Below are 12,791 nucleotides of genomic sequence, written 5' to 3' on the forward strand. Positions count from 1 at the left end.
CGACCGCTTGCGCGGCCATCGCAGAAATTTGTTTCGGCGTTCGGAACGCCTCAACAATGTTTGTTGACGTTTTGCTGTTCAGTTTTCAAGGTTCATGTTTGGCGTTGTCTTAAGCGACAACTTTATTAGTATACCTTTTCCTCCAACTTCCTGTCAACCACAAATTTCATTTCTTCATGATTTCCATACCGTTGTTTCGTTGGCAACTTTATTACTATATACCGTTATTAAGCTCCTGTCAACACTCTTATTCAATATCATTAATAAGTTGCTAAAAGCTACTCAATGCCTTTATTTAACGAGATAGCAACTTAATTCAATTTTTAAATAGTGTTATATTAAAAAAACATTCAACTCGTTATTCCCTTCTATAAGAAGAGATTGTTCAAGAAAAGAAAAAGCAATGCATAGTCAGCCATTGCTTTAGTGCTGCATCTTCACTTTTCGTATACGCGCTTCTTTCAATAGAAACAAATGCTTGCTCTCTGCAATTTTGCGTTCAACAATTACATGGTAATCAAAATTATCCGCTAGTTCCTCAAGAGTTTGCGCTTTTTTCCATTCGTGTTTTGTTTCAATAAATTGTTTGATCAGCTGTTCATCGTATTCTCTTTTGAGTTTACCTCTTTTAAAAAACACCATCTTACTTCTCCTCTTATAACTCGCGTCGGCCTTCTAATGCTTTGGATAACGTTACTTCATCTGCATATTCCAAGTCTCCCCCAACCGGAAGCCCATGGGCAATACGTGTGGTTTTGATACCGGAAGGCTTAACAAGACGAGAAATATACATTGCTGTAGCTTCCCCTTCAATTGTTGGATTGGTTGCCAAAATCAGTTCAGCCACTTCTTCATCCTGCAATCTTCTTAATAAAGAAGGGACGTTGATATCTTCCGGCCCAATGCCGTCCATTGGAGATATTGCACCTTGCAGCACATGATATAATCCTGTGTAATCGCGCATCTTTTCCATGGCGATGACGTCTTTCGGGTCTTGCACTACACAGATTGTTGTGCGGTCCCGCTGCGGATCTTGGCATATATGGCACGGATCAACGTCCGTGATATGTCCGCAATTCGAGCAGAAGCTTAAATTACGTTTGGCATCCACCAGCGCTTTCGCAAAATCAAGCACGGTATCTTCTTTCATTCCGAGCACAAAAAATGCCAGCCGGGCCGCAGTCTTCGGCCCGATTCCTGGCAATTTCATAAAACTCTCCATTAATTTCGATATTGGTTCAGGGTAATGCATTCTGTTTTACCTCCTAGAACATGCCTGGAAGATTTAACCCCTTAGTGAATTTCCCCATTGTGGAATTCGCATGTTCATCCGCTTTTTTAAACGCCTCGTTTGTCGCTACCACCAATAAGTCTTGAAGCATTTCGACATCTTCTGGGTCTACTACTGAAGGATCCAAAACGATATCAAGAACTTCTTTATGTCCCGATACAGTAACCTTTACCATACCGCCGCCAGCTGATCCATCGAACTTCATTGTTCCTAGTTCTTCTTGGGCCTCTGCCATTTGCTTTTGCATTTTCTGCATTTGTTTCATCATGCCTTGCATATTTCCTCCACCGCGCATAATTAATTTCCTCCTCGAGTGTGTTTATTAATCTTCGTGGATTTCCACAAAGTCTTTTCCAAAAAGCCGCTCTGCTTCTGCAATAAACGGATCTTCCTGCGATGCTTCGCCGTCTGCAGAAAATGGATGCTCCTCTGCAGAATCGTCTTGCTTTTCTTCATTGCCGGCTTTTAATCCGCTGGTTTTAATAAAATCTTCACGGATCTTCAGCCAGTTTGCATCGGGTACGAAAACCGGAGAATACGCTTTGCCGGCATATTGCTCAAGCAATTGGCTGAACGCAGCCGCAAAACTTTGGTTTTCTGATGCCATCTGGCAATGAATATCATACTTGAATTTTAACACAAATGCATCTGCTGATGCCGCTACAGGCTCTGCTTCATTCAATAAAGCCGCATGCGAACGTGGCAGTTGAGCCATCACCGTTGCCCAATTGGTTTTAATCGCTTGAATATCCGGCTTAGTCGCGTTTTTTAAGACATCTTGAATGCGTCCAACCGGAACTTTAAAACTGCTTTGCGGAGACTGGCGCCGCTTTTGCTCAGCAGGCGCTGCCGCTGGCGTAGCTGCTGCGCCGTTTTTAAGCTGATGCTGCAGTTCGCGCACCAACACTTCAAGCTGCGTGACTTTCGCTTCCAACTCAGGAGAAGCAGCAGAACCTGCAGCCGACCGAATCGGCGCATCGGCTTGGACCATTTTCAGTAAAGCCGTTTCCATATAGATTTTCGTATGGTTGGAAAACCGCATTTCCTGTTGCGTTTTGGTCAAGATATCGATCCAGTCATAAAGCGTTGCTGCTTCAAATTGCTTAGCCAATTCCTCAAAGCGTGCTTCGTGAGCCGCCAACTCTAACATATCGTGCAAGTCTGGAGCCGTTTGGATCAGCAGCAAATCGCGGAAGAACGTAATGAAATCTTCCACAAGCCGAACAGGGTCTTTCCCATCCCGCACCAATTGTTCCAATAGCGTCAATGCCTGGCCAATATCTTTAGCTAGAAGCGCTTCTGCAATATTGTAGAACATGTCCTGGCTGATTGAACCTGTCACAAGCAGCGCATCGTCGATCGTCATTTCATCGCCGCTGAATGACACAACTTGATCCAACAAACTCAAAGCATCCCGCATCCCGCCTGCTGCCGCTTGCGCAATGATTTTCAAAACTTGTTCATTATATGGAATTTTTGCATCCGTCAATACTTCGACCATCCGTTTGACTAAATCCACTTGTGTATGCGATTTAAAATCAAACCGTTGGCAGCGAGAAATGATTGTTAATGGCAACTTATGGGGTTCCGTAGTCGCTAAAATGAAAACGACGTGCTCAGGCGGTTCCTCCAGTGTTTTTAATAAAGCGTTAAATGCACTATTCGATAGCATATGCACTTCATCGATAATGTAAATCTTGAAGCGGGAATTTGCCGGAGAAAAACGAACTTTCTCGATAATTTCCCGCATTTCTTCTACGCGAGAATTCGAGGCAGCGTCAAACTCAATTACGTCTGTATTCGATCCAGCATTGATGCTTTTACAGGAAGCGCATTCGTTGCACGGTTCCGCAACCGGCGCCTGCTCACAATTCAATGCTTTTGCAAAAATCTTGGCCGTACTTGTTTTCCCTGTTCCTCGTGGCCCTGAGAACAAATAAGCGTGTGTGGTCTTATTGTAAAGGAGAGCATTTTGAAGGGTTTGTTTGATGTGCGACTGGCCTGTCATTTCCGAAAATGTCTGGGGTCTGTACACACGATAAAAAGCTTGATACGCCAACGTTATTCTCTCCCTCTTTTGAAAGTAGTTTCCGTCCTTCTATTATACCATAAATCCCGTATTCTTCTGAACGGTTTAATCGTATCCAAAGCCATTATTTTCTAGACAAATAAAAAACCCATCCGCTGTAAAAGCGAACAGGTTTGAATTTAAAAATTAATGCCGTGCACCTTTCTTTGACTGACGCACACAAGCGTTACCCTTGTCGTTGGCTCGATCTAGGCAACCCCACGGCACATGAAAAGTTCCACTTAATGCTGCTTCCTTCCGGACCTGACATGGTTCATGGGTTTCCATTGCGCAGGACCCAAACGTCAACACTACGTGCAAGAGGCAGACCTCGCAATACATACAGCCTAGGAAAGGAATTCAGTCCTGCTAAAGCGGATTGCAGGTTACAGGACACCGCTATCTTCCCACCTAGCACGGCATTTACTAGTATACAAACTTATTGGCAAAAAAGCAATTCGGAAGCTTAAGATTATAAAATTCAACGTTATTTTCAAGCTTTAAAGCTGTGATTCAAAGGTTTTAAAAAATCTTTAAAAAAGTTTTTGGAAAGGTGTTGACAATCTATTCTAATACGTGATAAATTAATTCTTGTCTTATTACGGAGGAATACCCAAGTTTGGCTGAAGGGATCGGTCTTGAAAACCGACAGGGGAGTCAAATCCCGCGGGGGTTCGAATCCCTCTTCCTCCTCCATTTTTTATACTTTTATTCTTATCATACATACTCAAAGCAGCCGGCGAATTCGTCGGCTGCTTTTTTCTTTGGATTTATTTCCAGGGAAATAAAATCCCTTAAGCAGTGGGCTTAAGGGATTTTATTATTTACGTAAGACAGAAGAAGTTTGCTGCATGAAAGTGCCGATACGTTCAACAATCTTTTCAGCGCAAGCAGGATCGTTCAGCAAATCGTAATCGTTAATGTTCAAACGCAATACCGGGCAACCGTTAAAATTATTGATCCAGTTCTCGTAACGCTCATGCATTTCCACCCAATAGTCGATGGGCGTTTGTTGTTCCATGGCGCGTCCACGTTCTTGGATGCGGCCCAAAATATCTTCAATGGACCCTTCTAGATAAATCAGCAAATCCGGATGAGGGAAATATGGTGTCATAACCATCGCTTCAAACAAATTCGTGTATGTTTCGTAATCTACATCGTTCATCGTGCCTTTTTCCCAGTGCATTTTCGCAAAAATGCCGGTATCTTCGTAAATCGAACGGTCCTGGATAAAGCCGCCGCCGTACTCGAACATGCGCTTTTGTTCTTTAAAACGCTCAGCCAAAAAGTAAATTTGAAGATGAAAGCTCCATTTTTTGAAGTCATCATAAAACAGATCTAAATATGGGTTCGTATCCACCTTTTCAAAAGAAGTACGGAATTGCAAAGCATCAGCCAGCGCTTTCGTCATCGTGGATTTGCCGACTCCTACTGTTCCCGCTATTGTGATTACAGCAGTTTCTGGAATGCCGTATTTTTCTCGTAAATTCATATCATTAAACTCCTTTTTTGTAAGGTATCATCCACTTTGTCCAAAATCAGCTTTAGATCGCCTTCATTTTGCACAAAATCAATTTCATCCCCATTAAAACGCAGAACCGGAATTTCCGGATGCTCGCGCTCAAAGCGCTCGATAAATTCATGGTAATCAGCCGATAATTGTTCCATATATTCCGGTGTAATCATTTTCTCAAATTCCCGGCCACGCAGCTTGATGCGCTTCATTAGCGTATCGAGGCTCGCATGCAAATAAATGACCATATTCGGCGTTGGCATGTCCGCTGTTAAAATCTTATAGATGGCTTCGTATTTCGCGTATTCCGACTCCGGCAATGTGCGCTTTGCGAAAATCAAATTTTTAAAGATGTGATAATCCGCTACAACCGGTTCCCGATTTGAAATGAACTTTTTTTGAATATCCGATAATTGTTTGTAGCGATTGCATAAGAAGAACATTTCCGTTTGGAAACTCCACTCTTCAATGTTCTCATAGAATTTATTTAAAAACGGATTTTCATCCACAATTTCTTTCAATAGTTGAAACTGATTTTGATCGGCCAGCGCTTTTGTCAGCGACGTTTTTCCAACCCCGATCGGACCTTCTACCGTGATAAATGGTACCGGCATAAGAAGTCCTCCTTTTTTCATTCAAATGTTTACAGTGCGATTTATTTTACCACAGACCCGGGAGCAAAAGTAAAAAAAATCAGCCCTCCATTAATGGATTGCTGATTTGAATGTACCGCCATGCACTTCCTGAGTTGCCATGATAGTAAGAAATGCTTTTGGATCGATATCGTTGACAATCTGACGCAGTTTGGTAATCTCCAAACGAGTCACAACTACGTAAATTACGTCTTTTGCTGACTCCTCATAGCCGCCTTTTCCATGCAACTTGGTAACGCTGCGCCCTAGACGCGAATTGATGGCTAAGCCAAGTTCATCGTATTCATTGGATACGATGATCACCGCTTTTGTATCGTCCAGTCCTTGAATCACCGCATCAATCGTTTTTGAAGCAATATAATAGGTGATGACAGAATACATCGCGTGTTCCCAGCCAAGAACAAATCCAGCCCAGAGAAAAATAAAAACATTAAAGAACATAACAAATTCGCCGACAGAAAAAGGCAATTTACGGGTCAATAAAATTCCGAGGATTTCCGTACCATCGAGTGCGCCTCCGTTGCGGATAACAAGTCCAACTCCTAAGCCAAGAAGCAACCCGCCAAATACAGTAGCCAATAAAGGATCATCTACGACAGCCGGTATCGGATGAAGCGGAAACTCAATAATGGCCAAAGCAATAATGGCAAAAATAGAAGACATGAAAAAGTTTCTGCCAATGTGCCGGTAGCCGAAATATAGAAATGGCAAGTTAATAACGACCATTAAGACGCCAAACGGAATAGGAGTTAAAAAGTTCAAAATCAGCGATATGCCAATAATGCCACCATCAATAATAGAGTTGGGAACGAGAAACAATTCGATCGCTACAGCGGCCATAGCGGCACCAAGTAAAATAAAAGCATAACGCATGAGGAAATGCAGAGGGGTTTCTTTTTTATGTATTTTGGCCATCAAATCTCTCCTTGAAAATCAGTTCTTATTTTACTTTAACCCAAAGCCCAAAGTTTTGCTGTTTCTTCAACTTTTATTGGTAGTTTTATCGAACGAAAATGGTAAACTAGAGCCCAAGGAGCGATAAATCATGAACGGTATCGAACAAGATCAGTATTATATGAGGTTAGCAATGGAAGAAGCGGAGAAAGCTGCCGCCAAAGGCGAAGTTCCAATAGGCGCTGTTATTGTGCACGAGGGTACTGTTATTGCGCGTGCCCATAACTTGAGAGAAACCACACAAAATGCCATCACGCATGCAGAAATGTTAGTTATCGAAGAAGCATGCAAACGACTAGGAAGATGGCGGCTCGAAGATACTCACCTTTACGTAACGTTAGAGCCTTGTCCGATGTGCGCAGGTGCTATCTTGCAATCACGGATTCCACGGGTCATCTACGGCGCACGCGACGTTAAAGCCGGCAGTGTCGATTCGCTTTACCGTTTGTTGAATGATGAGCGATTCAATCATCAGTGCGAAGTGAAAGAAAATGTCTTAGCAGACGAATGCGGCCAATTATTAACAAACTTCTTCCGGGCCATCCGGGAAAACAAAAAGAAAAAGCGGAAGCAGCTATAGCGCTTCCGCTTTTTCTTCGGTTAAAAATCGGTCGATCAGCAAATTTAGAATATGCGGCTGCTCGTGGTGTATCCAATGAGTGGCTTCGCCAACAAACACCAAGTCAACATCCTCACAGAATTCCAGGCTTTCCTTTGCCAACAACGACGATAGAAATTGATCGCCAAGCCCCCAGATAATACGCACCGGTACAGTAATTTTATGATTCGGCACTTGCGCTATACTGCCTTCTCGGATGGCGCGGTACCAGTTAAGCATAGCTGTCAATGCACCGGGCTCTGACCAAGCTTCTCTATAGGCTTGCAATTCTTCCTCGGAAAATGTATCCGGATTGCTTGTCGATACAAGACTTCCAACCATTGTTTTGAAATAATCGGCAGCCAGTGTTTTTTCAGGCAGTTCAGGTACTTGGAAAAAAGCGATATATGAACTTTTTACCCACTGCATCGGGTTTTTCGCAAGCACTTGTGGCATTGCTTTCGGATGTGGAATGTTCACCGCAATCAGTTTGTCGACATACTGTGGTTTGGTCGCAGCCAAATGCCAAGCAACCGCACCTCCCCAGTCATGTCCGATTACAGTTGCACTCTGTTTGCCAAAATGGTCGATCAATCCCGCTACGTCATCCCTCAGCAAATCCAACGTATAGTTTTCAATTCCTTGCGGTTTGTCGCTCAAATTATATCCCCGCAAATCCGGCACTACTACCCGATACCCTTTTTCCGCCAATGGACCAATTTGCTTGTGCCATCCTCGCCAATATTCCGGAAACCCATGCAGCAGTAGCACCAACGGTCCTTCTTCCGGTCCAGCAACTACAGTATGCAGGGTAATGCCATTTGTCTGAACGTATAAATGTTCCATCGAAACGCTCCTTCCCAATTGCTCTGATGCCTATCTATACCCGTTCTGCAGGAAAATAAAAAAGACCTGAAAGCCTATGGGCTTTCAGGTTTAGATCATTTTATTTTATAACTTCTTTGCCGCCCATATATGGACGCAACACTTCTGGAATCAGAATTGTCCCATCTTCTTGCTGGCAATTTTCAAGAAGCGCAGCAACTGTACGGCCGATCGCTAAGCCACTGCCGTTCAATGTATGAACAAATTCCGGCTTGCCATTCGGCTCGCGGCGGAACTTGATGTTTGCCCGGCGCGCCTGGAAATCTTCAAAGTTGCTGCAAGAAGAAATCTCGCGGTACATCTCCTGGCTTGGAATCCATACTTCGATGTCGTATTTCTTAGCAGCGGTAAAGCCAAGATCGGCAGTACACATTTTTAAAACGCGGTACGGCAATCCCAATAGCTGAAGAACTTTTTCCGCATGCCCCGTCAATTTCTCCAATTCATCATAAGAATCTTCAGGCTTCACAAAGCGCACAAGCTCGACTTTGTTGAATTGATGCTGTCTGATCAACCCTCGTGTGTCGCGGCCTGCAGAACCAGCTTCAGAGCGGAAATTCGCGCTATATGAAGCAAAAGCTTGCGGCAGGATATTGCCATCTAAAATTTCGCCTCGGTAGAAGTTTGTTACTGGCACTTCTGATGTTGGAATCAGGAAATAATCTTCTTTTTCGATCAAGAACGCATCTTCTTCGAATTTCGGAAGCTGGCCTGTACCGGTTAAGCTTTCGCGGTTGACCATATAAGGCGGCAGCATTTCCTCGTAGCCGTGTTCTTCCTGGTGAAGATCCATCATAAAGTTGATGAGTGCGCGCTCTAAGCGTGCGCCAAGGCCGCGATAAAACACAAAGCGGCTGCCTGTTACTTTTGAAGCTCGTTCAAAATCGATGATATTTAAATCAGTTCCAAGATCCCAATGCGGTTTCGTTTCAAAGGCAAATTCCGGCTTTGTTCCCCATGTCCGTATTTCAACGTTATCATCTTCAGAATCGCCGACTGGCACGCTGTCATGCGGAATGTTCGGCACACGCATCATGATGAAGTTCAAACGGTCTTCCACTTCACGCAGTTCGTCATCAATCGCTTTGATTTGGTCGCCTACTTCGCGCATTTTTGCAATCGCTTCATCCGCGTTTTCTTTATTGCGTTTCATAACGGCAATATTTTGAGAAGCTTCGTTGCGTTCGGCTTTCAATGTTTCCGTCTGGGCAATCAATTCCCGGCGTTTCGCGTCCAAGCCTTCAAATTCATCTAGAACCGAAATGTCTTCTCCGCGTTTCGCGAGTTTCGCCTTTACTTCTTCATAATTAGCACGTACAAATTTAATGTCTAACATCGTATTCCTCCTCTAAATTCACGTCAATGAAAAAAGACAACAAAAATAGCCCCCATCCCTTGGTTAAAGGGACGAGAGCTACCCGCGTTGCCACCCTGATTGATCGGCCAAAGCCAATCCTCTTCATCACATAACGGCATTTAAACCGGCAATGGCTTATATCGCCATGCAACTCCGGGGTGGATTCAAACGCGTTTTCCACCGGTTCGCACCAACCACCGGCTCTCTTTTGAAAAACAATCGTCTTACTAGTTCCCATCAACGTTTCTACTTTGAAATTACTCATACTTTACTATAAAGCATTCCATTTGGCAAGAGAGTCCCAGTTCTACTTGGAATCATGTCCAAAAAGTAGCTGGTGATGCGGTGGTCATACGTCAGTTCGGGATGAAACGAGCAACCAAGAAACTGGCCGCTTTTTGCCATGACAATCTTTCCATCATGTTCACATAGCACTTGAGTTTCTGGCCCAACACCGACAATATGGGGTGCGCGAATGAAAACAGCGTTAAACGGTGCTTCAAGACCCGTAATCGACAGCTCCGCCTCAAAGCTGTCGATTTGGCGGCCAAAGGAATTCCGCTCCACCATCACATCCATAACGCCAAGATGCGGCGCGCCATGCCCTGCCACTTCTCGGGCAAGTAAAATCAATCCTGCACATGTACCAAACATTGGTCGGCCACTTTTGGCAAACTCACGCAGCGGCTCTATCAAACCAGAACGGTCGATCAACCGGCGCATTGTTGTGCTTTCACCACCCGGTAGTACCAGAGCGTCCAGTTCTTCCAAATCTTTTGGCCATTTCACAGAAATCGCTTTTGCTCCGCAAGCTTCAATTGAATGAATATGTTCCCGGACCGCCCCTTGCAAAGCCAGAACTCCAACTCGTTTCATCTTACCAGCCTCGTTCCTGCATGCGTTCGCCTGCCGCAATTCTGGAAATCTCGATGCCTTTCATGGCGATGCCTAAGTCTTTGGAAAGCTCCGCAATCAATTTGTAGCCCTGGTAATGCGTCGTTGCTTCTACGATTGCGCGTGCAAACCGCTCCGGGTTTTCAGACTTGAAGATTCCTGAACCGACAAATACGCCATCAGCTCCAAGTTCCATCATTAATGCGGCATCCGCAGGAGTTGCAACTCCCCCTGCTGCAAAGTTCACGACCGGCAAACGCCCTAAGCGCTTCACTTCTTTTAGGAACTCGTAAGAAGCTCCTAAGTTACGCGCTTCGGTCATCAATTCGTCTTCGCTCATTGTCACCACTTTGCGCACTTCTGCATTTACTTGGCGCAAATGGCGGACCGCTTCCACAATATTCCCTGTTCCCGGCTCGCCTTTTGTTCGCAGCATCGAGGCCCCCTCGCCAATGCGGCGAGCCGCTTCCCCTAAGTTGCGGCAGCCGCAGACAAACGGCACGGTATACTGGTTCTTCAATAAGTGGAATTCTTCATCAGCCGGAGTCAAAACTTCACTTTCGTCTATGTAATCAACGCCCATCGCCTCTAAAACGCGAGCTTCTACAATATGGCCAATGCGGGCTTTTGCCATCACCGGAATCGATACAGCTTTCATGACTTCTTCTGTGATACGCGGATCCGCCATGCGAGCTACACCGCCGTCACGCCGGATATCCGAAGGCACGCGCTCTAATGCCATAACAGCTGTCGCCCCTGCAGCTTCCGCAATACGTGCTTGTTCTGCATTGACAACGTCCATAATAACGCCGCCTTTCTGCATTTCGGCCATTCCCCGTTTTACTCGATCTGTTCCGTATTCACTCATTGATTCTTCCCCCTTTAGTTGATATATTCAGTATAAGGAACCTTGACCATATAAAAAGATTCAGTTTGTGTATTTTTAAAAAGGTCAGAATGGAGGGACAATATGGAAATGCTCATGTTTCAACTGCGGCGAGCCGATACAACACCTTTGTACCAACAGCTTTATCAAGAAATAAAAAATGCCATTATCAGCGGAACAATTTCAGTCGAAACGAAACTGCCAAGCAAACGAAAACTCGCCGATTATTTAGCTATCAGCCAAACCACTGTAGAACTTGCATACGGCCAGCTTTTAGCAGAAGGATTTATTGAATCAAAGCCCCGGAAAGGCTTTTATGCTCAGCCGGTGGAAGAATTGGCTTATTTGGACGTATTGCAAGAAGAACCAGTAATAGCAGAACAAATCAACTATACAGTTGACTTTAATCCTGGAGAAATCGATACACTCTCTTTTCCGTTTTCAACTTGGAGAAAAATTGCCAAAGAGGTAATGGATGAAACAAATCATGAAATTCTGTTATCTGGCCACCCACAAGGCGATGAAGTGCTGCGCCAAGAAATTGCCCGATATTTATTCCAATCTCGCGGAGTTGTCTGTGAAGCAGAACAAATCATTATTGGCTCTGGTACAGAACAGTTAGTGCCGTTACTTATCCGTTTACTGCCCAAAACGCTGATTTTCGGTTTTGAAAACCCTGGCTATCCCTTAACTCATAATATATTCAGCCACTATGACCGCCAGGCGGTTCCTATTCAAGTCGACCAAGAGGGAATCAATATAAAAGAACTGGAAGCATCACATGTGGATGTAGCCTACGTTACTCCCTCCCATCAATTTCCGACCGGTTCTGTTCTTAGTGCAACAAGACGTTCCCAATTACTGAACTGGGCGGGTGCCGGAGAGCGGTATGTTGTTGAAGACGATTACGACAGCGAATTCCGCTATACAAGCCGGCCGATTCCAGCGCTTCAAAGTATGGATAAGAGTGGGCGCGTTATTTACATCAGCACGTTTTCAAAATCACTTATGCCTTCTTTGCGCATTGCCTATATGGTACTGCCAAAACGCTTGCTGCGTGCTTATCAGCAAACCTTTCTTCATTATTCGTCGTCTGTCCCACGGTTTGATCAGCAAGTGGTAGCCAAATTTATGAAAGATGGGCATTTTGCTCGCCATTTGAATCGAATGCGTAAGCTCTATCAAAAAAAACTGGATAAATTGACATCATCTCTTTATTCATTTGCACCGACTGTAACAATTTCCGGTGAACAGGCCGGTATGCATATCGTCTTAACGATAGAAACAACACGTTCAGAAAAAGAGCTAGTCGAATTAGCCAAACAAGCGAATATCCGAGTTTTTGGCCTTCAATCCTATGATGTCTTTGAACAGAACATGTTCCCGCCGCGAATTATTCTCGGATTTGGTGGCTTATCTGAAGAAGAAATTGAACATAGTGTCGAGCATTTAATGGCATGCTGGAAAATCCCGTCAAAAAAAAAGCAGATCATCTCTTAAGAGATGATCTGCTTTTTCAGGCTGTCGAGAAACTCTCGGCAGCTTTTTTCATTTCGCTCCAGGCGGACGCTTTCCGCGGGCACGGCCTCAGCCGCTTCCTTCGCTTCGCTCTGTCCAGGGTCTTCGGCTCGCGCTGGTCCCGCTGGAGTCGCCGCCTTCCGCTCCATTTGCGACTTTTGCAGGTTTTCATTG

The 12,791-nt window shown here is 44.6% G+C and carries 14 protein-coding genes, 1 tRNA gene, 1 other RNA gene and 1 other annotated feature; of the genes, 3 read left to right on the forward strand and 13 right to left on the reverse strand.

The window, feature by feature from the left end:
- Positions 1-423: 423 nt before the first annotated feature.
- The 5 genes from B0H99_RS17245 to ffs form a co-directional block, all read right to left on the reverse strand.
- Positions 424-642, reverse strand: a complete 219-nt coding sequence (locus B0H99_RS17245) for a YaaL family protein (protein ID WP_245894561.1) — start codon at positions 640-642, stop codon at positions 424-426.
- Between the two features lie 13 nt (positions 643-655).
- Positions 656-1,252, reverse strand: a complete 597-nt coding sequence (gene recR, locus B0H99_RS17250; protein ID WP_106534932.1) for a recombination mediator RecR — start codon at positions 1,250-1,252, stop codon at positions 656-658.
- 13 nt (positions 1,253-1,265) lie between these two features.
- Positions 1,266-1,586 (reverse strand): YbaB/EbfC family nucleoid-associated protein, encoded by a 321-nt coding sequence (locus B0H99_RS17255; RefSeq protein WP_106534933.1) that lies wholly within the window; start codon positions 1,584-1,586, stop codon positions 1,266-1,268.
- A gap of 27 nt (positions 1,587-1,613) precedes the next feature.
- Positions 1,614-3,350 carry a DNA polymerase III subunit gamma/tau gene (dnaX, locus tag B0H99_RS17260; RefSeq protein ID WP_106534934.1) on the reverse strand — a complete coding sequence of 579 codons (1,737 nt, stop codon included), beginning with the start codon at positions 3,348-3,350 and terminating at the stop codon, positions 1,614-1,616.
- Between the two features lie 162 nt (positions 3,351-3,512).
- Positions 3,513-3,779: signal recognition particle sRNA large type (gene ffs, locus B0H99_RS17265), an RNA gene on the reverse strand.
- Positions 3,780-3,962: 183 nt separating this feature from the next.
- Between ffs and B0H99_RS17270 the strand changes: the two genes are divergently transcribed.
- Positions 3,963-4,055: transfer RNA gene (locus B0H99_RS17270), tRNA-Ser, on the forward strand.
- 124 nt (positions 4,056-4,179) lie between these two features.
- Here the strand turns inward: B0H99_RS17270 and B0H99_RS17275 are convergent.
- The 3 genes from B0H99_RS17275 to B0H99_RS17285 all read right to left on the reverse strand — a co-directional run bounded on the left by B0H99_RS17275 (position 4,180) and on the right by B0H99_RS17285 (position 6,443).
- Complete coding sequence (locus B0H99_RS17275; protein WP_106534935.1) at positions 4,180-4,851, reverse strand: deoxynucleoside kinase; 672 nt, start codon at positions 4,849-4,851, stop codon at positions 4,180-4,182.
- Positions 4,848-5,486 (reverse strand): deoxynucleoside kinase, encoded by a 639-nt coding sequence (locus tag B0H99_RS17280; RefSeq protein WP_106534936.1) that lies wholly within the window; start codon positions 5,484-5,486, stop codon positions 4,848-4,850. The genes B0H99_RS17275 and B0H99_RS17280 overlap by 4 nt, the downstream gene beginning before the upstream one ends.
- 90 nt (positions 5,487-5,576) lie before the next feature.
- Positions 5,577-6,443 (reverse strand): YitT family protein, encoded by an 867-nt coding sequence (locus tag B0H99_RS17285; protein WP_146137279.1) that lies wholly within the window; start codon positions 6,441-6,443, stop codon positions 5,577-5,579.
- A 127-nt stretch (positions 6,444-6,570) separates the two neighbouring features.
- Here B0H99_RS17285 and tadA point away from each other — a divergent pair, with 127 nt between their 5' ends.
- The gene (gene tadA / locus B0H99_RS17290) at positions 6,571-7,059 is read left to right on the forward strand and encodes a tRNA adenosine(34) deaminase TadA (protein WP_106534938.1); all 489 of its coding nucleotides are present in this window, start codon (positions 6,571-6,573) and stop codon (positions 7,057-7,059) included.
- On the opposite strand, the gene B0H99_RS17295 is transcribed toward tadA, so the two are convergent.
- The 4 genes from B0H99_RS17295 to pdxS form a co-directional block, all read right to left on the reverse strand.
- Positions 7,054-7,923, reverse strand: coding sequence for an alpha/beta fold hydrolase (locus tag B0H99_RS17295; RefSeq protein ID WP_106534939.1), 870 nt, complete (start codon positions 7,921-7,923; stop codon positions 7,054-7,056). The genes tadA and B0H99_RS17295 overlap by 6 nt on opposite strands.
- A gap of 100 nt (positions 7,924-8,023) precedes the next feature.
- A complete protein-coding gene (gene serS, locus B0H99_RS17300) occupies positions 8,024-9,298 on the reverse strand; it encodes a serine--tRNA ligase (RefSeq protein ID WP_106534940.1) in 1,275 nt (424 codons plus the stop codon).
- A 64-nt stretch (positions 9,299-9,362) separates the two neighbouring features.
- Positions 9,363-9,569 (reverse strand) — a binding site (T-box leader).
- Between the two features lie 11 nt (positions 9,570-9,580).
- Positions 9,581-10,195 (reverse strand): pyridoxal 5'-phosphate synthase glutaminase subunit PdxT, encoded by a 615-nt coding sequence (gene pdxT, locus B0H99_RS17310; RefSeq protein WP_106534942.1) that lies wholly within the window; start codon positions 10,193-10,195, stop codon positions 9,581-9,583.
- 1 nt (position 10,196) lies between these two features.
- Complete coding sequence (gene pdxS, locus B0H99_RS17315; RefSeq protein WP_106534943.1) at positions 10,197-11,081, reverse strand: pyridoxal 5'-phosphate synthase lyase subunit PdxS; 885 nt, start codon at positions 11,079-11,081, stop codon at positions 10,197-10,199.
- Between the two features lie 102 nt (positions 11,082-11,183).
- On the opposite strand from pdxS, the gene pdxR reads away from it, so the two are divergent.
- Positions 11,184-12,599: a MocR-like pyridoxine biosynthesis transcription factor PdxR gene (gene pdxR, locus B0H99_RS17320; protein WP_106534944.1), complete on the forward strand. Its 1,416-nt coding sequence runs from the start codon at positions 11,184-11,186 to the stop codon at positions 12,597-12,599.
- Here the strand turns inward: pdxR and B0H99_RS17960 are convergent.
- On the reverse strand, positions 12,596-12,791 hold a 196-nt coding region (locus tag B0H99_RS17960), incomplete at its 5' end, for a hypothetical protein (protein ID WP_219905830.1). The two genes, pdxR and B0H99_RS17960, sit on opposite strands and share 4 nt — an antisense overlap.

Origin of the sequence: Planomicrobium soli (assembly GCF_003014655.1) — a bacterium.
Classification (GTDB): Bacteria; Bacillota; Bacilli; order Bacillales_A; family Planococcaceae; genus Planococcus; species Planococcus soli_B.

Bases quoted from the DNA above. Each gene is read 5' to 3' on its own strand.
- B0H99_RS17245 (WP_245894561.1), bottom strand. From the start codon at position 642: ATGGTGTTTTTTAAAAGAGGTAAACTCAAAAGAGAATACGATGAACAG.
- recR (WP_106534932.1), bottom strand. From the start codon at position 1,252: ATGCATTACCCTGAACCAATATCGAAATTAATGGAGAGTTTTATGAAA.
- B0H99_RS17255 (WP_106534933.1), bottom strand. From the start codon at position 1,586: ATGCGCGGTGGAGGAAATATGCAAGGCATGATGAAACAAATGCAGAAA.
- B0H99_RS17275 (WP_106534935.1), bottom strand. From the start codon at position 4,851: ATGAATTTACGAGAAAAATACGGCATTCCAGAAACTGCTGTAATCACA.
- B0H99_RS17280 (WP_106534936.1), bottom strand. From the start codon at position 5,486: ATGCCGGTACCATTTATCACGGTAGAAGGTCCGATCGGGGTTGGAAAA.
- tadA (WP_106534938.1), top strand. From the start codon at position 6,571: ATGAACGGTATCGAACAAGATCAGTATTATATGAGGTTAGCAATGGAA.
- B0H99_RS17295 (WP_106534939.1), bottom strand. From the start codon at position 7,923: ATGGAACATTTATACGTTCAGACAAATGGCATTACCCTGCATACTGTA.
- serS (WP_106534940.1), bottom strand. From the start codon at position 9,298: ATGTTAGACATTAAATTTGTACGTGCTAATTATGAAGAAGTAAAGGCG.
- pdxT (WP_106534942.1), bottom strand. From the start codon at position 10,195: ATGAAACGAGTTGGAGTTCTGGCTTTGCAAGGGGCGGTCCGGGAACAT.
- pdxS (WP_106534943.1), bottom strand. From the start codon at position 11,081: ATGAGTGAATACGGAACAGATCGAGTAAAACGGGGAATGGCCGAAATG.
- pdxR (WP_106534944.1), top strand. From the start codon at position 11,184: ATGGAAATGCTCATGTTTCAACTGCGGCGAGCCGATACAACACCTTTG.